Genomic DNA, 22,196 nt, shown 5'->3' on the forward strand with positions numbered 1-22,196 from the left:
CACCCGGCACCGGCACCGCGTAAAATCGCCGGTCTGCCCCCCCTTACGCGAGAAGTGCATTGAAGATCCTGGTCATCGGCGCTGGCGGCCGTGAACACGCCCTGGCCTGGAAGCTGGCCCAGTCGACGAAGGTGACCGAAGTGCTGGTCGCCCCCGGCAATGCCGGTACCGCCACCGAAACCAAGTGCCGCAACATGCCGGTCAAGATCACCGACCTGGACGGCCTGCTCGCGCTGGCCGCCGCCGAGGGCGTGGCGCTGACCGTGGTCGGCCCCGAAGTACCGCTCGTGGCCGGCGTGGTCGACCGCTTCCGCGCGGCGGGTCACCGCATCTTCGGGCCCACCGCCGCCGCCGCGCAGCTGGAAGGCAGCAAGGCGTACGCCAAGGACTTCCTGGCCCGCCACGGCATTCCGACCGCCTTCTATGCGGTGCACACCGAGGTGGAGCCGGCCCTGGCCTATCTCCGCGAAAAGGGCGCGCCGATCGTGGTCAAGGCCGATGGTCTGGCCGCCGGCAAGGGCGTGATCGTGGCGATGACCCTGGCCGAGGCCGAAGACGCGGTGCGCGACATGCTCTCGGGCAACGCCTTCGGCGATGCCGGTGCCCGCGTGGTGATCGAGGAGTTCCTCGATGGCGAGGAAGCCAGCTTCATCTCGATGGTGGACGGCCGCACCGCATTGCCGATGGCCACCTCGCAGGACCACAAGCGCGTGGGCGACGGCGATACCGGCCCGAACACCGGCGGCATGGGTGCCTATTCGCCGGCACCGGTGGTCACAGACGAGGTGCATGCGCGGGTGATGCGCGAGGTGGTCAACCCGACCGTACAGGGCATGATCACCGACGGCATTCCGTTCACCGGCTTCCTCTATGCCGGGCTGATGATCGATGCTGGCGGCGCGCCGAAGGTGATCGAATTCAACGTCCGCTTCGGCGATCCGGAAACGCAGCCGGTGATGCTGCGCCTGCAGTCGGACCTGGTGGATCTGGTCGAAGCGGCCATCGATGCGCGCCTGGACGCCGTGCAGGCCCAGTGGGACCCGCGCCCGTCGCTGGGCGTGGTGATGGCGGCTGCGCCCTACCCCGAGGCACCGATCACCGGCGATGTGATCCACGGGCTGGATCAGGTGCCTTCGACGGCCAAGGTGTTCCATGCCGGCACGACGCTTGACGCGCAGGGCCAGGTGCTCAGCGCGGGCGGCCGGGTGCTGTGCGTGGCGGCGCTGGGCGACAGCGTGGGCGACGCGCAGGCCAATGCCTACGCAGGTGTGGCGGCGGTGACGTGGGCCAACGAGTTCCATCGCAACGACATCGGCTGGCGCGCCGTGGTGCGCGAACGCGGTTGAGGCGCTCTGCGCTTTGATGCTGGAAAGGCCATTACACAAAAAAGCCCGGCATTGGCCGGGCTTTTCAATGCAACACCGTGCAGCCCGCGTTACGCGGTAAACAGCGCCTTCATCTTCTTCAGCGCGTTTGCTTCGACCTGACGGATACGTTCGGCGGAAACGCCGTATTCGTCAGCCAGTTCCTGCAGCGTCACCTTGCTGTCCGCGTCCAGCCAGCGACGGCGGATGATGTCGCGCGAACGTGCATCCAGCTCGGCCAGGCCTTCGCGCAGCAGCTGCAGCTGGTTGTCTTCGCTGTCGGCGCGCTCGTAGGCCATCGACGGATCTTCGTCATTGGCCATCAGATACGCGGCCGGCGACGGCGGCGCATGGTCGTCGTCGTCATCGCTGGACGCGTCGAAACCGATGTCGCGACCGGACAGGCGCGATTCCATTTCCAGCACTTCGCGCTCGGACACGTTCAGGTCCTTGGCGACCGCGCTGACTTCGGCCGCGTTCATCCAGCCCAGGCGCGTCTTGGACTTGCGCAGGTTGAAGAACAGCTTGCGCTGCGCCTTGGTCGTGGCGACCTTGACGATGCGCCAGTTCTTCAGGATGAACTCGTGCATTTCCGCACGGATCCAGTGCACCGCGAAGGACACCAGGCGCACGCCCATGTCCGGGTCGAAGCGCTTCACCGCCTTCATCAGGCCGATGTTGCCTTCCTGGATCAGGTCGCCCAGCGCCAGGCCGTAGCCGTTGTAGCCACGGGCCACGTGCACCACGAAGCGCAGATGGGAATGGACCAGCTCGCGCGCGGCGTCCAGGTCCTGCTCGTCGCGGAAGCGGCGGGCCAGGTCCTGCTCGTCATCGACCGACAGCACCGGAATCTGGTGCACGGCACCGATGTAGGCGTCCAGCGAACCGAGCGCACTGGGAATCGGGAGATTGTTTGCCACAAGGGCAGTAGACATGTTCTGGCTCATAAGGGGCATCTTAGCAGTCGGAAACTTGGACTGCTAAAGGAGAAAGAAGTTCCAGCGTTCCGTTCATGCAACGATGGCACCGATAACCCGGATAACGTACCGCGAAATGATGACAGTGGCGAGTGGCATCGAATCAACAGAATATTGCTTTTATTTCAACAAGTTGCCATGAAAACATCGGCAAACGGCGTCGTTTTTGCCTGAACGACCCGCGGGACCACGCCCATTCATCTGAAAAAAGGTTGCCCATCGTTCATCAACCGCCGGGCAGTGACCGGGGCGACCCGAGGACGGCACCGACCTGCCATTGGCCGCATCGCCTGCCGCTGATCCGGCGCGCTGCGCAGGAACCCGGGAGTCTGTCGTTGTGGCGTCGCATGCCCATGCGCAAACGCCAGGTGGCGCTCGCGATCATCGAAATGCTGAACGACTGGCTCAGTCCAGCCCGAGCTGCGCGCGCGGCGGCAGCGACCAGTCGATGGCACCGTGCCCGCGCCGGCGCAGGTACTCGTTGGCAGCCGAGAAATGCCGGCAGCCGAGGAAGCCACGGTGGGCCGACAGCGGCGAGGGGTGCGGTGCCTTGAGCACGCGGTGCCGGCCCGTGTCGATCACCTTGCCCTTCTGTTGCGCGTAGGCGCCCCACAGCACGAACACCAGACCCTCGCGCTCGCGGTTGAGCGTGTCCACCACATGGTCGGTGAAACCTTCCCAGCCACGTCGCTGGTGGGCGCCGGCATTGCCCTCCTCCACCGTCAGCACGGCGTTGAGCAGCAGCACGCCACGCTGCGCCCACGGCAGCAGGCAGCCGTGGTCCGGACGCGGCAGGCCGAGATCGGCCTCGATTTCCTTGTAGATGTTCAGCAGCGACGGCGGCACCGGCACCCCCGGCATCACCGAGAAGCTCAGGCCGTGCGCCTGCCCGGCGCCGTGGTACGGGTCCTGGCCGAGGATGACCACCTTGACCTGCTCGAACGGCGTGGCGTCAAACGCGGCGAAGATCTGCGGGCCGGGCGGGAACACCCGTGCCCCGGCGGCCTTGCGCTGGCGCAGGAAGCCGGACAGCTCGCGCATCTCCGGTCGCAGCAGCCACTCCCCGACCCGCGCCTTCCAGCTCGGCTCGAGCTGGATGCTCGGTTGTACGTCGTCGTTCATCGCACCAGGGGTTTTTCGTTGAGTCGGGCCAGCCGCAGCTGGAACAGCACCTTGGTGATCAGCAGCCGTTCTTCGATCGGCTTCTGCACCAGGTCGTTGGCACCGGCCTGGAGCAGGCCGGACTGGTTGAGCGGATTGCCATCGCCGGTCATCACCAGCACCGGCAGGCGGCGCTTGCCGTAGCCAAAGTCCACCCGCACGCGCTGCACCACATCGCGCCCGCTCAGTTCGCCCTTGAGGGTCACGTCGGTCAGCACCAGGTCGATGCGGTGGCTGCTGCGGCCCAGCGATTCGGCGGTGAGCAGCGCAAAGGCTTCCTCGGCGGTCAGCACGTGCAGTACGTTCAGGCCCTGCCGTTCCAGCATGCGCTTGGTCGCCTCGGCGACCACCCGGCTGTCTTCCACGTACAGGATCGTCGCGCCGGGAATCGTCTCCGGCTGCACGTAGCCACGGATGAAGGTGGCCAAGGCCTCATGGCCCAACGCCTTGTCGAAATAGTCGGTGACGTACTCGGTGAAGCGGCGCTGTTCCAGGTGCTGCTGCGCGTCACCGGACACCACGATCACCGGCACGTAGGCCTGGCCCGCGGTTTCGCGTACCAGCCGCGCCAGTGCCAGCCCATCGCCGTCGCTGAGCGTCAGCGAGGTGGTGACCAGACTGACCGGGCCGGCTGCCAATGCCGCGCGCGCCTCTTCGATGCTGGCGCAGCCCACCACGTCCACCGCCGGCAGCTCGCGCTGCAGCACATCGGCGATCAGTTTGCGGACCAGCTTGGAGCCGTCGACGACCATCACGCGCGGTGCGTCGTCGACCAGGTGCTTCAGGGCTTGCGGGCGCATGCGGGCCTCAGGTTTCGGTCGGACGGGTCTGGCGCAGGAAATGCCCCGTCACCAGCCACGCGCCCAGCCAGCCCAGCACCACGGTGCCGGCCAGCACGAGCGAAGAATGCAACAGGTCCAGCCCATGCAGCACAAACGGGCTGCCGTAGCTCTGCGACAGCGCGCTCAGCGGCGGGCGCAACGCCAGCCCGGCCACGCCGATCAGGCCGAGCGCGATCGCACCGGCGCCCAGGCCGTACCACGCGCCCAGGTACAGGAACGGGCGGCGGATGAAACCATCGCTTGCGCCCAGCAGCTGCAGCACGCCGATCTCGTCGCGGCGCGCCTGGATGTCCAGCCGCACCGTGTTGCCGACCACCAGCGCCGCGCCCAGCCCCAGCAGCACCGACAGCACCTGCACCAGGCGGGTGCCGAAGCCCAGCCACGCATCCAGGCGTTTGCGCCACAGCGCGTCGTGCTGCACCAGATCGGCCTGCGGCAGCCCTTCCAGCGACTGCGCCAGTCGCGCGTCATCGGCGCCTGCCACCGGCGTCACGATCAGCAGCGTCGGCAGCGGATTGTCGTTGAGCGCGTCGATCGCCTCGCCCAGCCCGGCGCTGTCGCGCAGCTCGGCGAGGCCATCGGCCGGGGTGCGCAGCGCCACGGCCGACACATCGGCGCGCCCGCGCAGCGACTCGGCCACCTGGCTGGCGCCGGCGGCATCCACGGACGTCTTCAGGAACAGATTGATGTCGCGCGACTGCTGCACGCTGCCGGCGAAGTGCTTGAGGTTGTCCAGCGCGATCGACAGGCCCAGCGGCAGTGCCAGGGCGAGCGCCATGACCATCACCGTGAGCAGCGTCGCCCACGGCTTGCGCCAGGCGCGGCCCAGGCTGAACACCACGCTGTGGCCGTGGTGATGCAGCCACACGCCGAGGCGCGACGGTGCCGCGGCTTCTTTGTTGGTCGGTGCGCTCATTCGGCCAGGTCCTGCGGTGAGATGTCGTCGATCAGCCGACCGTGGTCCAGGATCAGCACGCGCTTGCGCATGTGCCGCAGCAGGGCCAGATCGTGGCTGACCACCAGCACGCTGGTGCCGCGTTCGGGCAACTCGGCGAACAACGCCATGATTTCCGCAGCGAGGGTGGGATCGAGGTTGCCGGTCGGTTCGTCGGCGACCAGCAGCTTGGGCTCGCCAACGATGGCACGGGCAATGCCGACGCGCTGCTGCTCACCGGCCGACAGCTGCGACGGCAGCGCCTTCTCGCGATGGCCCAGGCCCATGCGTTCGAGCACCGAGCGCACCCGCTTGCCGATCTCGGCACGGCGTGTACCGCGCAGGATCAGCGGCAGCGCGACGTTCTCGGCGATGCTGCGGTCCATCAGCAGGCGGTGGTCCTGGTAGACCGCGCCCACCTCGCGGCGGTGCCGCGGGATGTTGCCGCCGCGCACCTTGAGCAGGTTGCGTTCGTCGAACAGCACCGCGCCGCGGCTGGGCCGCTCGTCGAGGTGGATCAACTTCAGCAGCGTGCTCTTGCCCGCACCGGAGTGACCGGTAACGAACAGCATCTCGCCGGGGGCGACATCGAAGCTGACGTCCACCAGTGCCTGGTGGCCGCCGGCATATTGTTTGCTGACATTGTCAAAACGCAGGACGCTCATCCCCTGATTATGCAGGACGAGGATGGCAGCGTGCAGGTGGGGGTAGAGGTCGGGAGCGCCGGCCAGTGGCCGGCCCTGTCACCGTCGCCGGGGCTTACGACCCCGACAGCATCCGGCGGATCTTGCGACCAATGCGGGTCAGGAACGACGCGCCCGCATCAGCGGCCGGTGCGGATGCGCGCATCGGCTTGGCAGTCACCTGCACCGGGGTCACCGGCTGGGCGGCGCTGCCTTCGGCAGTCCCTTCCACCGGGCGGCCATGACGGCGGCGACGGCGCTTGCGCGGTGCGCGCTCGCCTTCGACCGCCGGGCTGGTCGCCGCCGACGGGCCATCGGCCTGGACCGGGGCCTGCGCCGGACGCGGCGCGGCGGACACACCCTCGGCGGCCGGCTGCTCGCCTTCCACACGCGGCTTGCGTTCGCGGCGCGGCTTGCCATCGGCACTGCGCTCGCCCGGACCGCGGCGTTCGCCACGGCCACCGGACGGCTTGCCGCCGCGGCTGCTGCCACCGCCACGGCGCTGCTCTTCGGCGGCACGCGCTTCGCGCGCCTCGCGGAAGATCTGGCCGACGCTTTCATTCTCGTCGCCGTCCGCTTCGCCCTCGGGCAGCGGTGCGCGTTCCGGACGCGGCAGGGCGGTCAGGATCTCGCTGGTGACCGCTTCAACCGGAATCTTCTGCTCGATATAGGCTTCGATATCCGGCAGGCCCATCGCGTAGCGCTCGCAGGCGAAGCTGATCGCATCGCCTTCCTCGCCCAGGCGGGCGGTACGGCCGATGCGGTGCACGTAGTCTTCCGCGTCGAAGGGCAGATCGTAGTTGTAGACGTACTTGATGCCGTCGATGTGCAGGCCGCGCGCGGCCACATCGGTGGCCACCAGAATTTCCAGCTGACCCTTCTGGAAGCGGTTGAGCAGGCTTTCGCGCTTCTTCTGCGGCACGTCGCCGGACAGCACGCCGACGCGGTAGCCGGCGCGCTCCAGCGAACGCGCCACGCGCTCGACGAACACCTTGGTGTTGACGAAGACCATCGTGCGCGCGCCTTCGCTGCGCGAGAGCAGGCCCAGCAGCAGCGGAATCTTCTCTTCGTCGGCCGGGAAGTAGATGCGCTGGCGCACGCGCGCGGCGGTGATCGACTCGCTCTCCACCACCAGCTTCTGCGGCTCGTTCATGTGCTCATAGGCCAGCTCCAGCACGCGGTGGCTGAGCGTGGCGCTGAACAGCAGGGTCTGGCGCGTGGTGCGCTCGGGCATCCGGCGCAGCAGGAAGCGGATGTCCTTGATGAAGCCCAGGTCGAACATGCGGTCTGCTTCGTCGAGCACGCAGATTTCGCAGGCGTGCAGCGAGACCACCTTGTGCTGCTTGACGTAGTCGATCAGGCGGCCCGGGGTGGCGATGATCACGTCCACGCCCTGCTGCAGGATCTCGCGCTGCTTGTCGTAATCCACGCCGCCGTAGACCAGCGCGAAGCGCAGGCCCAGGTCCGAACCGAACTTGACCGCATCCTTGTGGATCTGGATGGCCAGCTCACGGGTCGGCGCCAGGATCAGCGCGCGGGGGTCTTCCGGCTTGCGGTCGGCCAGCGCCGGGCGGGTCAGCAGGCGGTTGACCACCGCGACCAGGAACGCCAGGGTCTTGCCGGTACCGGTCTGGGCCTGGCCGGCGACATCGCCACCGGGCAGAGCCACCGGCAGGGTCAGTGCCTGGATCGGGGTGCAGCGGGTGAAACCAGCGCCTTCAAGGCCAGCCTGCAGGGCCGGGTGCAGCTCGAAGGAGGAGAAGGTCAAATCGGTCAGCGGTTTGTCGCTCATGAGTCCGTCTTGGTAAGGCCAGCCGGCAGAGGTGCGGCTGGCTTGCAGCATTCTTGGAGGGCACCGTCGCCATTGCGGCCCCTGCGCCGGGAGGTGGCGGGGCCGGACCGGGGGTCCTGGGGCGCCGCACAATGGCGCAGTTTAGCGCAATGTCGGCGCCAAACCGGGCTCACCCGTCGCAGGCGCCTGCGAGACGCCAGAAAGGACACCGCCTTCATCGCCCCTGACGCCAGTTGAACAAGCCCCCCGGTGGGGGCTGGAAGGCGCCCTCCCGGCCCGCATATCTGAGAGGCCAGCCCCGGCAGAGTGAGATGACAGTCACGGGATGCTTCTTTCCAACCCGCGCCTGTCGGCTCGCGACGATAGGGGTACACTGCCCGCCGTGCGCGTCCAGGCAACCGGCCTGACGCACCGCTGGCCGCCCATGCGGCCACGAGGCAGCAGACGGGGAAGGCGCCCACCAGGCGTCGTCCAGGTTCAACCTCCTCCGGCCTGGCCGGGTGCATTTCCAGACGAGAAACCAAGATGAGCGACAAGGTTGTACATGTCGGCGACGCCGACTTCGATAGCACCGTGCTGAATTCCAAGGAGCCGGTCCTGGTCGATTTCTGGGCCGAGTGGTGTGGTCCCTGCAAGATGATCGCCCCCGCCCTGGACGAACTGGCCGACGCCTACAACGGCCGCGCCAAGATCGCCAAGGTCAATGTGGACCAGAACCGTGCGCTGGCCGCCAAGTACCACGTGCGCTCGATTCCGATGCTGCTGGTGTTCAAGGACGGCGAAGTCCAGGCCCAGCAGATCGGCGCGGTCGGCAAGGCCCAGCTGGCCGGCATGCTCGACAAGGCCCTGGCCTGATCGCAGCAGGCAGCCGGTCGATCCGGCTGCCCCGCGGGCCCGTCGCCCGCATGAATGACCCTGCCCCACCCGGCTTGCGCGCCGCCGCGAGCCGGTGTTAGTGTCGGCATATCCGGCCGCATTCGCGCGCCGCATCTTCTGGACGCGGTTTCTTCCAGATCCTTTCCCAACGTTCGCCGCCCTGCCGGGCGCTCGCACCTTCTAGCGAGGAATCCAGCACTTGTCCGATATCACTACTTCCGAACCCGGGAGCGCTGACGCGCCCGCCGAGAAGCGCGTGCGCAAGCCGCGTGTTGCCAAGGCCGCCACCGCGACCGACGCCGGTTCCCCCCCCGCACAACCCGTCCTGCCCCTGGCTGCCGCGCCTGACGCGCCGGCGCCGGCCGCTGCCGCTCCGGCAGCCCCGCAGGCATCGGCCCCGGCAGCGTCTGCCGGTGGCGACGCATCGCCCGCGCAGGGCGGTGGTCAGCAGGACACCGGCGACGGTGGCCAGCGCAATCAGAATGGCCGCCACCAGAACCAGCAGGGCGGGCAGAACCCGTACCAGCAGGGTCAGGGTCAGAACCAGGGCCAGAACCAGGGCCACGGTCAGGGCCAAGGCCAAGGCAACCGCCGCGACCGTTTCCGCAATCGCCGCGACCGCAACCGCGGTGGCGATCGCTACAACGATGACGGCATGCCGCAGGACAACAACGAACCGCAGCAGCCGTTCGTGCGCAGCCAGCAGGCCAACGTGCCCGAAGGCTTCCCGGTCTACTCGCTGAGCGACCTCAAGCGCATGCCGGCGCAGAAGCTGCTGGAGATTGCCGAGCAGCTGCAGATCTCCGAAGGCGTGGCACGTGCCCGCAAGCAGGACGTGATCTTCGCCCTGCTGAAGGTGCTGACCCGCCACGGCGACGGCGTTGCCGCCGACGGCGTGCTGGAAATCCTGCCGGACGGCTTCGGTTTCCTGCGTGCCGCCGAAGCCAGCTATCTGGCCGGCCCGGATGACACCTACATCTCGCCCAGCCAGATCCGCCGCTTCAACCTGCGCACCGGCGACCACCTGTCCGGCCGCATCCGCTTCCCGAAGGACGGCGAGCGCTACTTCGCGCTGTCGATCGTGGACACCATCAACGGTGAGCCGCTGGAAGCGTCCAAGAACAAGGTGCTGTTCGAGAACCTGACTCCCCTGTTCCCGCGCAAGCGCTTTACCCTGGAACGCGGCAACGGGTCGTCCGAAGACATCACCGGCCGCATCATGGATCTGATGGCGCCGCAGGGCAAAGGCCAGCGCGCGCTGATCGTCTCCCCCCCCAAGGCCGGCAAGACGATGCTGATGCAGCAGGTGGCCACGGCGATCACCACCAACCATCCGGACGTGCACATGATCGTGCTGCTCATCGACGAGCGTCCGGAAGAAGTGACTGAAATGCAGCGCACCGTGCGCGGCGAAGTCATCAGCTCCACCTTCGACGAACCGGCCGCGCGCCACGTCCAGGTTGCCGAAATGGTGATCGAACGGGCCAAGCGCCTGGTCGAGCACAAGAAGGACGTGGTGATCCTGCTCGACTCCATCACCCGCCTGGCACGCGCCTACAACAACGTGGTGCCCAGCTCCGGCAAAGTGCTCACCGGTGGTGTGGACGCCAACGCCCTGCACCGCCCGAAGCGCTTCTTCGGTGCCGCGCGCAACGTCGAGGAAGGCGGCAGCCTGACCATCATCGCCACGGCGCTGGTGGACACCGGCAGCAAGATGGACGAAGTGATCTACGAAGAGTTCAAGGGCACCGGCAACAGCGAAGTGCACCTGAACCGTCGTATCGCCGAAAAGCGCGTGTACCCGGCAATCGACATCAACCGCTCGGGCACCCGCCGCGAAGACCTGCTCATCGAACCGGAGCTGCTGCAGAAGATCTGGATCCTGCGCAAGCTGCTGCACCCGATGGACGAAATCGCCGCGATGGAGTTCCTGCTCGACAAGATGAAGAACACCAAGTCCAACGACGAGTTCTTCGGTTCGATGAAGCGCTGATCCGCGTTTCGGACGAACAGAAAAGGCCCCGCATCGCGGGGCCTTTTTTATTGGCGTCTTCAACGGCACCGCGACCACTACCCGGTAGTGCCGGCCGCCGGCCGGCTCCCGGCAATGCACGGGACCTTACGGGCAGCGCACCGCCCCGGCCGCCTTGGCCGCATCCACCGATACCCGCACCTGGGTGAAGGCCGCGGCGAACGGCCTGTCCGCACTCACCACCCACGGCGCTTCCACCGCGCCCAGGTCCACGCCCTGTCTGGCGAAGCAGGCCAGTGGCACGGTGATGGTCTGCTTCTGCCCCGGCGACATCCGGGCCAGGACCGGTGCGATATCCACGCCGCCTTCGCAGCCGGTGCCGCACTGCATGGTCACCTTCACCGCTGACGTCGGGCGCTGCACCAGCTGCACGTCGAACTGCAGCGCGCCGTCGGTACGCGCCAGCGCGCCGAGATTGCGGCGCGAGCTGCTGCGTGCGACCAGCTGTGCGGGAGCCAGCCAGGTCACCTCCTTGGCGTCCTGCTGGGTGTTCACCTGCACGGTGCGCACCTGGACCACCGGCGCGGTCGTGGGCCAACGCAGGGTGGCATTGAGGTCGTTGCCGAGCGGCTGGGTGGCGCCGGCAGCGGCCACGTGCAGTGCGAACGGCGGAGTATCGGCACGGTTGAAGATCGGCAGCGTGGTGACCGCGCCGCAGTTGTCCGGGTTGGCTTCGGGCAGGCGGCCCACGCTGCCCGGTGCCGCATAGCGCAGGCCATAGCCGAGCGCGAACAGCGGCGGACGCTTGGGGTCGGGCTGGTCGATCGGCGCCGGACACGGGATACCCGGCCACGGGAAGCTCAGGCGGCCGCGGAAATCGTGCGCGGGTTTGCCGTTCCTGCCCGCCACCAGCACGTCGGTGATGCCCTTGCCCTCGGTGCCCGGCAGCCACGCTGCCACGAACGCCTGCGACAGGTTGAGCAGGTCGTTGGTGTACATCGGCCGCCCGGAGAAGTACACCGTCACCACCGGTTTGCCGGTCGCGTGCGCCGCACGCAGCACCGCCAGGTCCTGCGGGTAGGTGCGACTGTGGCTGACGCTGTCCGAATGCAGAATGTCGCCGTTGGTTTCGGCGTACGGCGTTTCGCCGATCACGGCCACCACCACGTCGAACTGTCCCGCATCGACGCCGACGCCATCGGCGCTGTAGGTCACCTGCCGCGCCCCCAGTTCCGCGCGCAGCGCCCCCAGCACCGAGTCGGCCTGCGGGTAATCGGCATTGGTGTTGTCGGTGCCCTGCCACGTCAGCGACCAGCCACCGGCCTGGTCGGACAGGCTGTCGGCACTCTTGCCGACCACCAGCACCCGCGCATCGCGGCGCAGCGGCAGCACGCTGCTCTCGTTCTTCAGCAGCACCAGCGACTCGCGCACGGCGCGCCGGGCCAGGTCGCGATGCAGCACCGCCTTGCTGTCGCCAGCGTAACGGCTGTCGGAAGGTGCGTGGTTGAACAGGCCGGCACGCAGCTTGACCCGCAGGATGCGGGCAACCGCATCATCGATGCGCGCCATCGGGATCTCGCCGCTTTCCACCTGGGCGATGGTGTTGGCGATGAAAGCCTTCCAGTCATCGGGCACCATCACCATATCGATGCCGGCATTGATCGCCTGCGCACAGCTGTCGTTGCGGCAGCCGGGCACCTGCGCGATGCCGTTCCAGTCGGACACCACGAAGCCGTCGAAGCCCATTTTGTCCTTCAGCGCATCGGTCAGCAGCGCCTTGCTGCCGTGCATCTTGCCGTAATCCATGCCGGCGGTGCGGTCGTTCCAGCTGTTGAACGAGGCCATCACCGTCTGCACGCCCTCGCCCAGCGCACCGTAGTAGCCCTGGCCGTGCACGTTGATCATCGCGGCCTTGCCGACCAGCGCCTCGCCCTGGTCGCGGCCGTGCTCGGTGGCGCCATCGCCGATGTAGTGCTTGGCGGTGGCCACCACGTTGCCGTCGTCGGCAAAGCGGCCCTGCGCGCCCCTGACGTAGGCCCGCGCATACTCGCGCACGCGCGCCGGATCGGACGAGAAGCTCTCGTAGGTGCGGCCCCAGCGCGGGTCGTGGGCCACGGCCAGGGTCGGTGCAAACACCCAGTCGATGCCCGTCGCGCGGGTGGCGCGCGCGGTCGCCTCGCCGATGCGCTCGATCAGTTCGGCATCACCGGCCGCACCGAGGCCGATGTTGTGCGGGAACAGCGTGGCGCCGTAGACGTTGTTGTGCCCGTGCACCGCATCGGTGCCCCAGATCACCGGGATGGGGGTCTTCGCATCCGTGGCCAGCGACGCTGCGCGGTAGGCATCGGCAAGACGCAGCCAGTCCGCCACCGAGGCATGCTTGTCCATGCCCGGCCACGAGCCGCCGCCGTTGAGCACCGAGCCGATGTAGTACTGCCGCACCTGCTCGGGGCTGATCGTCTTGATCTCGGGCTGGGTCATCTGCCCGATCTTCTGCGCCAGCGTCATCTGCGCGAGGATCTGCTGGACCCGTGCTTCGAGGGCCGGGTCCGGCGCGATCGCGCTGGTCACACGCGGCCAATCCTTCAGCGTTTCACCCCTGGCAGGAGCGGCCAGCGCCGGGCTGGCCAGGGCCAGCAGCAGGCAGGTGCCGAGCAGGGTCTTGGTGGGGCTGTTCACGACATCTACCTCCAGTGGGAATGGCTCGAGATCGGTATGGGCACCGCCGTCACCGACGACCACGCGCGGTGCGCGTTGTCGTCGTTGCAGTGGAATCGTGCGGGTCAGCGCCCCTGTCTGACAGCGCTGTCATACAAAGCCGCGGCAACGCTGTCAACCGCCCGCGACGCGTTGCGCAGGGCCGCGCCTGCAGTGACGGGGATCGCGGTCCACCGTGCATGTTCCTCGCCCGCCCGGGGTGCTGCATTGCCGCACGGATTGACGGGGGCGCCAAACACCATCGCGTCGTGGCAACATCCGCCTGCATCAGCAACACGGTGGTCGCCCCGGCGCACTACCATCGGCATCCGTCGACCCGCCCCCCAACAGGATCTCCCGCACCATGCGTAGTCGTATCGAGGATGTCGCCGCGGTTGCGGGCGTTTCGATCAAGACCGTGTCCCGCGTGCTCAACAACGAGCCGAACGTGCGCGTGGAAACACGTGACCGCGTGCTGGCGGCCGTCGCGCGGCTGGGCTACAAGCCCAACCTGTCGGCGCGCAGCCTGGCGGGGCAGCGCTCGTATGCGCTGGCGCTGGTCTACAACAATCCGTCGCGCAACTACCTGATGGAGATCCAGAACGGCATGCTGGAGGCGTGCCACGCCCATCACTACAACCTGATCCTGGGGCCGGTCGGCACCGGCCGGACGACCCTGCCCGACCTCGCTGCGCTGTTCGAGAACTCGCGCCCGGATGGCGTGGTGCTGATTCCGCCACTGACCGACGACGCGGTAGTGCTGTCCTATCTGGAAGAGCACGAGATTCCCTTCACCAGCATCGCACCGCGCCACCCGGACGGCCGCATCGGCGTGCGCATGGACGAAACCACCGCCGTGGTCGAGCTGATCGGCCATCTGGTCGCACAGGGCCATCGGCGCATCGCGCACATCAAAGGGCCGCGCGCGCATGGCGCCTGCCAGTGGCGGCATGCCGGCTATCGCAAGGCGCTCAAGGATGCCGGCATCGCCTACGACCCCACGCTGGTGGTGAATGGCGAGTTCTCGTTCGAGTCTGGCGTGGTGGCGGCCAATGCGCTGCTTGATCTGGACCCGCCGCCCACCGCGATCTTCGCCGCCAACGACGACATGGCCGCTGCGGTGTTCCGTGTGGCCGGCCAGCGCGGCCTGCGCATTCCGCGCGACCTGTCGGTCTGCGGCTTCGACGACACGCCCATCGCTGGTCACATCTACCCGGCATTGACCACCGTGCGGCAGCCCACCTCGACGATGGGGCAGCTCGCCACCGAACAGCTCATCGAACGCATCCGCTCGCCCGAAGGCGGCCGCATGGTCACGGTGGACCATGCGGTGCTGATCCGCGAATCGACCCGTGCGCCGCGACGGCGCTGAGCGGGATCACGCGGTGAGCCGCGACCCACGCCAGGCGTAGAACAGGATGTACAGGTAGCACAGCAGCGGCAGCAGGAACGACAGCTGCAGGCCGTGGTGGTCGGCCACCCAGCCCACCGCGAGCGGCACCACCGCGCCGCCCACGATGGCCATCACCAGCAGGCTCGACCCCTGACCGGTCAATGCACCCAGGCGCGCGATGGCCAGCGCGAAGATGGTCGGGAACATGATCGAGTTGAACAGACCGATGCTCACCACCGCCCACTTGGCCAGCCCGCCGCCGGCCAGCATGGTGACTCCCAGCAGTCCCATCACCACGAGCGCGAACAGCCCCAGCAGGCGGCGCGGATCGATCTGCGCCAGCAGCACGGTGCCCACCAGCCGCCCGACCAGCGCACCGCCCCAGTACAGCGACACGTAACGGGTGGCTTCCTGCTCGGTCAGCCCTTCGCCGATGCCGGGCATGGACAGGAAGTTGACCAGCACGCTGCCGATGGAGACTTCGGCGCCGACGTAGAAGAAGATCGCCAGCACGCCGTAGCGCAGGTGCGGATGGCGCAGCGCATCGCGCAGCCGGCCCTGGCCCGCCCCCTCCTCCACACCGGGAATGGTGGGCAGTCGGAACATCCAGATGGCGGCGGCCAGGACGAACAGCGCCACCGCCAGCCCGAAGTACGGCACCTGCACCGACTGCGCCTCGGCAACGCGGTAGGCCAGTGCTTCGGCCTGCGGCAGCAGCGCCAGCTGCGCGTCGGTGCGCGGCTCGGCCGATAGGATCAGCAGCCCGCCAAACAGCGGCGCCAGCGTGGTGCCCAGCGCGTTCATCGATTGCGCCAGGGTCAGCCGGCTGGAACTGGTGCGTTCCGGGCCCAGCAGCGCCACGTACGGATTGGCCGCCACCTGCAGCACCGTGATGCCCGTGGCCAGAACGAACAGCGCCCCTAGGAACAGACCGTAGACGTGGGCATGCGCAGCCGGCCAGAACAGCAGGGCGCCCAGCCCGGCAATGGCCAGGCCAGCCACAATGCCGCGCTTGTAGCCGACGGCGGCCACCAGGCGGCCGGCTGGCAGCGACATCAGGAAGTACGCACCGAAGAAGGTGAACTGCACCAGCATCGCCTGCACCCAGGTCAGCGCGAAGGCGGCCTTGAGGTGCGGGATCAGGATGTCATTGAGGCAGGTGAGGAAACCCCACATGAAGAAGATGGCGGTCACGACCGCCAGTGCTACGCCATTGCGTTGCACATGTTGCCCACGAACGGCAGCAGAAGTGTCCATTGCATGTCCTTCCAGGTTGGGAACGCCGGCCACGCGGCGGCCACACATGGAACATGGTCCGGTCAAGGATGTCCAGCGCTGTCAGACAACCGGTCAGTCATCCGGCCGGACGTGCGATCAGCGGTCTGCGCGTGCCCCGCGCAGTTTCATTCTGCACTGCACCACAATCCGCTCCCGTTGAATCCAGCGCGACACGTCCTGCGAAATATGCAGCTATCGGCCTGCACTGCCATGTTTTACGCCCTTGCGTCGCGCTGAATGCAGCAAGCCCGGGAGCGGCACGGATGCGGCCGGCGGTGCGGCGGATGCGTCCGTTTGTTGACAACGCTGTCAACCGTGGCTCCAATCCGGCCGGGTGTGCCGTTGAACCGTGCAAGACGCCGTCAGACCGCCATTACCGATTCCCTGGGGAGGGAGCTTCCAATGAAGACGTACAAGGCCGTACCCCGCAAAGCGATGCTCACGTCCGCGCTGCTCGCGGCCCTGGCCGGCCCGGCTTGGGCGCAGGACCCGCCCGACCGCCAGCGCGCCGCCGCCGATGATGTGGATCCGACCACGCTGGACACCGTGCAGGTCACCGGCATCCGCGGCAGCCTCACCTCGTCGATGAATCTCAAACGTGACAGCCAGGGCGTGGTCGATGGCATCGTCGCAGAGGACATCGGCAAGTTCCCCGATACCAACCTGGCCGAATCGCTGCAGCGCATCAGCGGTGTGTCGATCGACCGCACTTCCAGCGGCGAGGGCTCCAAGGTGACCGTGCGCGGCATCGGGCCGGACTTCAATCTGGTGCTGCTCAACGGCCGCCAGATGCCGTCCTCCAACCTCGGCAACGGCGGCGGTGGTCTGTCCGGTTCGCGGTCGTTCGATTTCGCCAACATCGCCTCCGAGTCGATTTCGGCGGTGGAGGTCTACAAGACCACCCGCGCCGACAACCCGACCGGCGGCATCGGTGCCACCATCAACATCAAAACGATGCGCCCGCTCGAATCCGAGCCGGTGATCAGCCTGGGCCTGAAGGCCGTCAACGACAGCTCCAACGACAACCTGCCGCGCACCCTGCAGGGCGCCAACGTGACTGGCGAGCTGTCAGGCATCTTCAGCCAGACATACGCCGACGGGCGTTTCGGCGTGGCGCTGAGCGCCAGCCACCAGGAGCGCGATTCAGGCTTCAACCAGGCCACCGTGGCCGAGGGCTGGGCCACGTTCTACGGCAACGAGAGCACCGACTGGCGCGCATTGCCGCAGCCAGGCCAGGGCTATTCGGACCGCATCCAGAACCGGCCGGGCCCAACCGACGTGTATGCACGCCCGCAGAACACCGCCTACAACGTCAACGGGGTGCAGCGCCAGCGCACCAACGGGCAGGCCACCTTGCAGTGGAAACCGGCCGACAACATCACCACCACGCTGGACTACACCCATGTCGAGAACAAGGTGCAGCAGCAGCGCAGCGAGCTGTCGGTGTGGTTCAACTACGGGCCCGGCGACAGTACGTGGACCAATGGCCCGGTGTCGGCACCGATCATCTACAGCGAGGACATGGTCAACTCGGACGTGTCGATGGGCGGTATGAAGCTGGCCACGAAGAACGCGATGGATTCGCTCGGCTTCAACGTTGACTGGGCGGTCAACGACGCGCTGGACCTGTCCTTCGATGTCCACAACTCCACCGCCGAGTCCAAGCCCGACAGCCCCTACGGCTCGGCCGGCGTGCTCGGCGTGGCCGCTTTCGTGCGCGGCAAGACCACGGTGGACTACAGCGGTGATCTGCCGATCATCAACATCGCGCTGCCGCCTGGCGGCGTCCAGGCGTCCGACGCGCTGGTGACCGGCTCGGTGTTCCAGAACAGTTACAACAAGTCCAAGGTGCAGCAGTACCAGGGGCGCGGTACGTTCAGGTTCGCCGACTATTCCGCACTGGACTTCGGCGTGGGCCACACCCGGGTGGAGAACCGCTCGGCCTCGGCGATCATGCAGCGCGACAGCTGGGGTGGCCTGGGCAGCCCGGCCGACTACGACGACAGCATCTGGTACGCCGATGACATGGCCCGGTACTTCAATGCGTTCTCCGGCCACCGCGATCCGCGCCTGACCGGACAGTTCCTGGTGTTCGACTTCGATCGCCTCCGCGAGCGCGCCGGCCAGATCGCGGCCAACGGCGAGCCGCCCTGCCCCACCTGCTACCTGGCGCCCACCGAGTACACCGAAGACATCCGCACCACCGAAACCTCCAGGAGCACCTACCTGCAGTACCGCACCACCTTCGACGGGTCGATGCCGCTGCATGTGGCGGCCGGCGTACGTTACGAGCAGACCGAGGTGGAGTCGACCGCGCTGGTGCGCGTGCCGACCAGCATCAACTGGGGCTCGGCCAACGAGTTCAATCTGGGCTATGCCGCCGAAGGCACCTTCATCGGCGGCAAGGGCAAGTACGACTACGTGCTGCCCAATGTGGACCTCAAGCTGGACATGAGCGACACGTTGGCGCTGCGCGGCAGCTACAGCCGCAGCATCGGTCGCCCGGGCTGGACCCAGATCGACAGCGGCCGCCGCTTCGACAACATCGTGCGCACCCAGGGTGGCACCGGGTCGCGCGGCAATCCGGGCCTGGAACCGCTGCTGTCGGACAACTTCGACCTGTCGCTGGAGTGGTACTACGGCGAGTCCAGCTACGCCTCGCTCGGTTTCTTCCGCAAGAACATCAAGAACTTCATCAGCAACACCATCGTGCGCGACGACAGCGCGGGGCTGCACACGCCGGTCGGCGGCACCTACTGGAACGAGGCGCTGGCCGCGGGCTGCGGGGTCACCGACATGCCCTGCATCCGCGACTACATCTTCACCCACCACAACGGCGATCCCGGCGTGACCGCCACCGGCACCAACTCGGCCGGCCAGCTCACCGGCACCATCGTCGGCCAGCCCGGCGACCCGGTCGCCGGGTTCGACATCACCCTGCCGGCCAACCAGCGCTCGGACCATCTCGATGGCTGGGAACTGAGCGTGCAGCAGGTGTTCGGGCAGACCGGCTTCGGCCTGGCCGCCAACTACACCAAGGTCAGATCCGGCCTGACCTTCAACAACCTGAGTCTGGGTGACCAGTACCCGATGATCGGCCTGAGCGACTCGGCCAACCTGGTGCTGTTCTACGAGAAGTACAACTGGCAGGTGCGTGCGGCCTACAACTGGCGCGACACGTTCCTCAACGGCATCGGTGGGCAGGGCCCGAACCCGAACTACACCGACGCGTACGGGCAGCTCGACCTCAATATCAGCTACGCGCTCAGTGACCAGCTCACCCTGAGCCTGGAAGCGATCAACCTGACCGACGAAACCATGCGCACGTACTCGCGCCACACCAACATGCTGCGTTACGCCACCCAGACCGGCCCGCGCTACATGTTCGGGGTACGCTACAAGTTCTGACCCCGGACCCCCGCCGCGCATGCCCGTTGCCCACGGCCTGATCGAGGAACTGCACGATGTCGCGCCGGACCAGCTGCCGGCGCGGCTGGCCGGCTGGACCACGCCGAAGGTGCTGCGCGGACTGGTCGCGCACTGGCCGATGGTGGCCGCCGCACGTCAATCGGCAACGGCGGCGGTGGCCTACCTCAAGCGGTTCGACCACGGCCGGCTGGCAGTGACGGCCACCACCGCGGCACCGTCGGAAGGCGGCCGGATCTTCTACAACGCCGGCATGAGCGGCTTCAATTTCCGCCGCGAACAGATTCCCCTGCGCGTGGTGCTGGACACCCTGCTCAAGTACCTGCCTGATCCCGCGCCGCCGTCGATCTACGTCGCATCGACCACGCTGGATACCTTCCTGCCCGGCTTTGCCGCCGACAACCCGCTGGCACTGGGCGTGGACGATCCACTGGCCAGCATCTGGATCGGCAACCGCTCGCGCATCGCCGCCCACCAGGACGTGCCCGACAACCTGGCCTGCGTGGCCGCCGGCCGCCGTCGCGTTACTCTGTTCCCGCCTGACCAGGTAGACAATCTCTACATCGGCCCGCTGGATTTCACTCCCGCGGGCCAGGCGGTCAGCCTGGTGGATTTCGCCGCACCGGACCTGGGCCGCTTTCCGCGCTTCGCCGATGCAATGGCGCATGCCCAGGTCGCCGAACTGGCGCCGGGCGATGCGGTGTACATCCCCTCGCTGTGGTGGCACCACATGGAAGGGCTGGACGCGTTCAACGTGCTGGTCAACAGCTGGTGGCGGCCCGTACCGGCGTGGACGGATGCGCCGATGAACGCGCTGATGCTGGCGCTGCTGGCGGTGCGTCCACTGCCACCGGCGCAGCGCGCGCACTGGCGCGCTCTGTTCGACCACTACGTGTTCGATGCCGACGAAGCGACGACCGCCCACATCCCGGCGGCGGTACGCGGTGTGCTCGGCGAGCTCGATCCGGCCACCGCCGAGGCGGTGCGCAACGTGCTGCGTCGTCGTCTGGAGCGCTAGCAGCGCCTCAGGCGTTGCCCGCCACCTGCGTCAGGTCCAGCACCGCTTCACCCACATCGGCAGGGAATCCGTGATAATCCGCGCCGTGATCTGTTTGCCGCCCGGGGGCAGAGCTGCGCTCCTGACCGCTTCATCGTTGCCGTTCCTTCCGTAATCCGGGTAGGTGCAGCACCTGCCGGTTTCCATGTAACGAATGCGCCCGCTGTCCACCCGCCTGAACCTCGGCAAGCTGATCCTCGCCCTGGCCCTGCTCAGTGCGCTGATCGCGCTGGCCAATACCCTGCATGCCAGCTACCGCGTGCAGCGCGACCAGCTGATCGGCAATACCCTGGAGGCCAACCGGGTATATGCCAGCAAGCTGGCGGAAACCACCCAGAACTTCATCCAGTCCGCGCAGCAGCAGTTGGCCTACAGCGCCACCACGCTGGGCCAGCAACCGCACGACCGCAGCGCACTGGAAGCCGAAGCCGCACGGTTGCAGCTGCAGACCAATTCCTTCAACTCGGTGCTGATCGTCGACGCTGCCGGCACCGTGCTGGCCACCTCGCCGCAGAGCCTGGCGCTGCAGGGCGTGCTGCTGCGCAGTCCGGGCAACAAGGAAGCACTGGCGCGGCGCGAGCCCTTCATCAGTGATCCCTACCAGTCCGCCACCGGACGCCTGCTGGTCGCCATTTCCCACCCCATCTTCAACGCGCAGGGACACTACCAGGGCTACGTCAGCGGCACCATCTACCTGCGCCAGCGCAGCATCCTGCAGACTCTGCTGGGCAAGCACCACTACCGCGACGGCTCCTACCTGTATGTGGTCGATCGCAATGGCCGCATCCTGTACCACGTCGAACCCGGCCGGGTCGGCCAGTTCGCGCTGGAGAACCCGGTGGTGCACGCGGTGAGCAAGGGCCACTCGGGCGCGCAGCAGGTGCGCAACAGCCACGGTGTGGCGATGCTGGCCGGTTACGCGCCGGTCCCGATCGTGGGCTGGGGGGTGGTGGCGCAGCGGCCTGCCGAGGCCACCCTGGCACCGCTGTCGCGCCTGATGACCTCGGTGATCTGGAATGCGATCCCGCTGGGCGTGCTCTCACTGCTGATCACCTGGTGGTTCGCGCGGCGCATTTCGCTGCCGCTGTGGCAGCTCGCGCGCAACGTGCAGAACCGCGACACCGGCATCGCCATCCGCCACGTTACCGGCATCCGCGCCTGGTATTACGAGGTCGCGCAGCTCAAGGCCGCGCTGCTCTCCAGTTTCAACCTGCTGCAGGACCGCATCGGCAAGCTCAGCCGCGCCAGCATGACCGACCCGCTCACCGGCCTGCAGAACCGCCGTGGGCTGCAGCAGGGGCTGGAGGACTGGCAGCTGCGCGGGCAGTCGTTCGCGATCATCGCGATGGACATCGACCGCTTCAAGACGATCAACGACCGGTTCGGGCACGCGGCAGGCGATGCGGTGATCCTGCGCATCGCCCAGCTCATGCGCACCGATTCGCGCGAGACCGACCTGCTGTGCCGCAACGGCGGCGAGGAGTTCCTGATCCTGCTGCCGGGCATCGACACCGCTGCCGCCGCGCAGTTCGCCGAGCGCCTGCGTCGGCGGATTGCCGCCGAGGTGTTCGAGCACGTCGGCTCGGTGACCGTCTCGCTCGGGGTGGCCCATTACCCGACCTTCCACGAAGACCCGCTGCAGGCCCTGCGTCTGGCCGACAAGGCGCTGTACATGGCCAAGGAACAGGGCCGCGACCGTACCGTGGTGCACCCCGACGGCCGGGGTGCCTGAGGCTCCGCGGCG

General features: G+C 67.6%; 15 protein-coding genes. 7 read left to right on the forward strand and 8 right to left on the reverse strand.

Annotated elements, in window-relative coordinates; genetic code table 11:
• The first annotated feature begins 59 nt into the window (after positions 1-59).
• On the forward strand, positions 60-1,346 hold the full coding sequence (purD, locus tag OC534_RS01735; RefSeq protein WP_262071268.1) for a phosphoribosylamine--glycine ligase: 1,287 nt from the start codon (positions 60-62) through the stop codon (positions 1,344-1,346).
• Positions 1,347-1,435: 89 nt separating this feature from the next.
• Here the strand turns inward: purD and rpoH are convergent, their stop codons facing one another.
• The 6 genes from rpoH to rhlB form a co-directional block, all read right to left on the reverse strand.
• Positions 1,436-2,311: an RNA polymerase sigma factor RpoH gene (rpoH, locus tag OC534_RS01740; RefSeq protein WP_017354635.1), complete on the reverse strand. Its 876-nt coding sequence runs from the start codon at positions 2,309-2,311 to the stop codon at positions 1,436-1,438.
• Between the two features lie 435 nt (positions 2,312-2,746).
• The gene (gene ung, locus OC534_RS01745) at positions 2,747-3,463 is read right to left on the reverse strand and encodes a uracil-DNA glycosylase (protein WP_017354634.1); all 717 of its coding nucleotides are present in this window, start codon (positions 3,461-3,463) and stop codon (positions 2,747-2,749) included.
• On the reverse strand, positions 3,460-4,302 hold the full coding sequence (locus OC534_RS01750; protein WP_017354633.1) for a response regulator: 843 nt from the start codon (positions 4,300-4,302) through the stop codon (positions 3,460-3,462). The genes ung and OC534_RS01750 overlap by 4 nt, the downstream gene beginning before the upstream one ends.
• Before the next feature lie 7 nt (positions 4,303-4,309).
• Positions 4,310-5,260 (reverse strand): permease-like cell division protein FtsX, encoded by a 951-nt coding sequence (ftsX, locus tag OC534_RS01755; RefSeq protein WP_136004569.1) that lies wholly within the window; start codon positions 5,258-5,260, stop codon positions 4,310-4,312.
• Positions 5,257-5,943, reverse strand: coding sequence for a cell division ATP-binding protein FtsE (ftsE, locus tag OC534_RS01760; RefSeq protein ID WP_017354631.1), 687 nt, complete (start codon positions 5,941-5,943; stop codon positions 5,257-5,259). Before ftsE ends, ftsX begins: the two co-directional genes overlap by 4 nt.
• Positions 5,944-6,037: 94 nt before the next feature.
• Positions 6,038-7,753, reverse strand: coding sequence for an ATP-dependent RNA helicase RhlB (rhlB, locus tag OC534_RS01765; protein ID WP_136004571.1), 1,716 nt, complete (start codon positions 7,751-7,753; stop codon positions 6,038-6,040).
• Positions 7,754-8,278: 525 nt separating this feature from the next.
• On the opposite strand from rhlB, the gene trxA reads away from it, so the two are divergent.
• Entirely contained in the window at positions 8,279-8,608 is a 330-nt protein-coding gene (trxA, locus tag OC534_RS01770) for a thioredoxin TrxA (RefSeq protein WP_136004572.1), read from the forward strand.
• 220 nt (positions 8,609-8,828) lie between these two features.
• Positions 8,829-10,622, forward strand: a complete 1,794-nt coding sequence (gene rho / locus OC534_RS01775) for a transcription termination factor Rho (protein ID WP_262071269.1) — start codon at positions 8,829-8,831, stop codon at positions 10,620-10,622.
• Positions 10,623-10,748: 126 nt separating this feature from the next.
• Here rho and OC534_RS01780 read toward each other — a convergent pair whose 3' ends face one another.
• Entirely contained in the window at positions 10,749-13,280 is a 2,532-nt protein-coding gene (locus OC534_RS01780; protein WP_262071270.1) for a glycoside hydrolase family 3 protein, read from the reverse strand.
• 382 nt (positions 13,281-13,662) lie between these two features.
• On the opposite strand from OC534_RS01780, the gene OC534_RS01785 reads away from it, so the two are divergent.
• Positions 13,663-14,670, forward strand: a complete 1,008-nt coding sequence (locus OC534_RS01785) for a LacI family DNA-binding transcriptional regulator (protein ID WP_136004578.1) — start codon at positions 13,663-13,665, stop codon at positions 14,668-14,670.
• A 6-nt stretch (positions 14,671-14,676) separates the two neighbouring features.
• On the opposite strand, the gene OC534_RS01790 is transcribed toward OC534_RS01785, so the two are convergent.
• Positions 14,677-15,948, reverse strand: coding sequence for a sugar MFS transporter (locus OC534_RS01790; protein ID WP_051008551.1), 1,272 nt, complete (start codon positions 15,946-15,948; stop codon positions 14,677-14,679).
• Between the two features lie 423 nt (positions 15,949-16,371).
• On the opposite strand from OC534_RS01790, the gene OC534_RS01795 reads away from it, so the two are divergent.
• From OC534_RS01795 to OC534_RS01805, 3 genes are all read left to right on the forward strand, one after another.
• Entirely contained in the window at positions 16,372-19,377 is a 3,006-nt protein-coding gene (locus OC534_RS01795) for a TonB-dependent receptor (protein WP_262071271.1), read from the forward strand.
• 19 nt (positions 19,378-19,396) lie between these two features.
• On the forward strand, positions 19,397-20,413 hold the full coding sequence (locus tag OC534_RS01800) for a cupin-like domain-containing protein (RefSeq protein WP_262071272.1): 1,017 nt from the start codon (positions 19,397-19,399) through the stop codon (positions 20,411-20,413).
• A gap of 193 nt (positions 20,414-20,606) precedes the next feature.
• Complete coding sequence (locus tag OC534_RS01805; protein ID WP_136004584.1) at positions 20,607-22,184, forward strand: sensor domain-containing diguanylate cyclase; 1,578 nt, start codon at positions 20,607-20,609, stop codon at positions 22,182-22,184.
• The last annotated feature ends 12 nt before the right edge of the window (positions 22,185-22,196 follow it).

It is taken from the genome of Stenotrophomonas sp. Marseille-Q5258, assembly GCF_946900935.1.
GTDB classification, from domain to species: Bacteria; Pseudomonadota; Gammaproteobacteria; order Xanthomonadales; family Xanthomonadaceae; genus Stenotrophomonas; species Stenotrophomonas nematodicola.

What these genes read in the sequence shown, in the direction of transcription:
- rpoH (WP_017354635.1), bottom strand. Translation starts at nt 2,311, where the DNA reads ATGAGCCAGAACATGTCTACTGCCCTTGTGGCAAACAATCTCCCGATT.
- ung (WP_017354634.1), bottom strand. Translation starts at nt 3,463, where the DNA reads ATGAACGACGACGTACAACCGAGCATCCAGCTCGAGCCGAGCTGGAAG.
- OC534_RS01750 (WP_017354633.1), bottom strand. Translation starts at nt 4,302, where the DNA reads ATGCGCCCGCAAGCCCTGAAGCACCTGGTCGACGACGCACCGCGCGTG.
- ftsX (WP_136004569.1), bottom strand. Translation starts at nt 5,260, where the DNA reads ATGAGCGCACCGACCAACAAAGAAGCCGCGGCACCGTCGCGCCTCGGC.
- ftsE (WP_017354631.1), bottom strand. Translation starts at nt 5,943, where the DNA reads ATGAGCGTCCTGCGTTTTGACAATGTCAGCAAACAATATGCCGGCGGC.
- rhlB (WP_136004571.1), bottom strand. Translation starts at nt 7,753, where the DNA reads ATGAGCGACAAACCGCTGACCGATTTGACCTTCTCCTCCTTCGAGCTG.
- trxA (WP_136004572.1), top strand. Translation starts at nt 8,279, where the DNA reads ATGAGCGACAAGGTTGTACATGTCGGCGACGCCGACTTCGATAGCACC.
- OC534_RS01785 (WP_136004578.1), top strand. Translation starts at nt 13,663, where the DNA reads ATGCGTAGTCGTATCGAGGATGTCGCCGCGGTTGCGGGCGTTTCGATC.
- OC534_RS01790 (WP_051008551.1), bottom strand. Translation starts at nt 15,948, where the DNA reads ATGGACACTTCTGCTGCCGTTCGTGGGCAACATGTGCAACGCAATGGC.
- OC534_RS01795 (WP_262071271.1), top strand. Translation starts at nt 16,372, where the DNA reads ATGAAGACGTACAAGGCCGTACCCCGCAAAGCGATGCTCACGTCCGCG.
- OC534_RS01800 (WP_262071272.1), top strand. Translation starts at nt 19,397, where the DNA reads ATGCCCGTTGCCCACGGCCTGATCGAGGAACTGCACGATGTCGCGCCG.
- OC534_RS01805 (WP_136004584.1), top strand. Translation starts at nt 20,607, where the DNA reads ATGCGCCCGCTGTCCACCCGCCTGAACCTCGGCAAGCTGATCCTCGCC.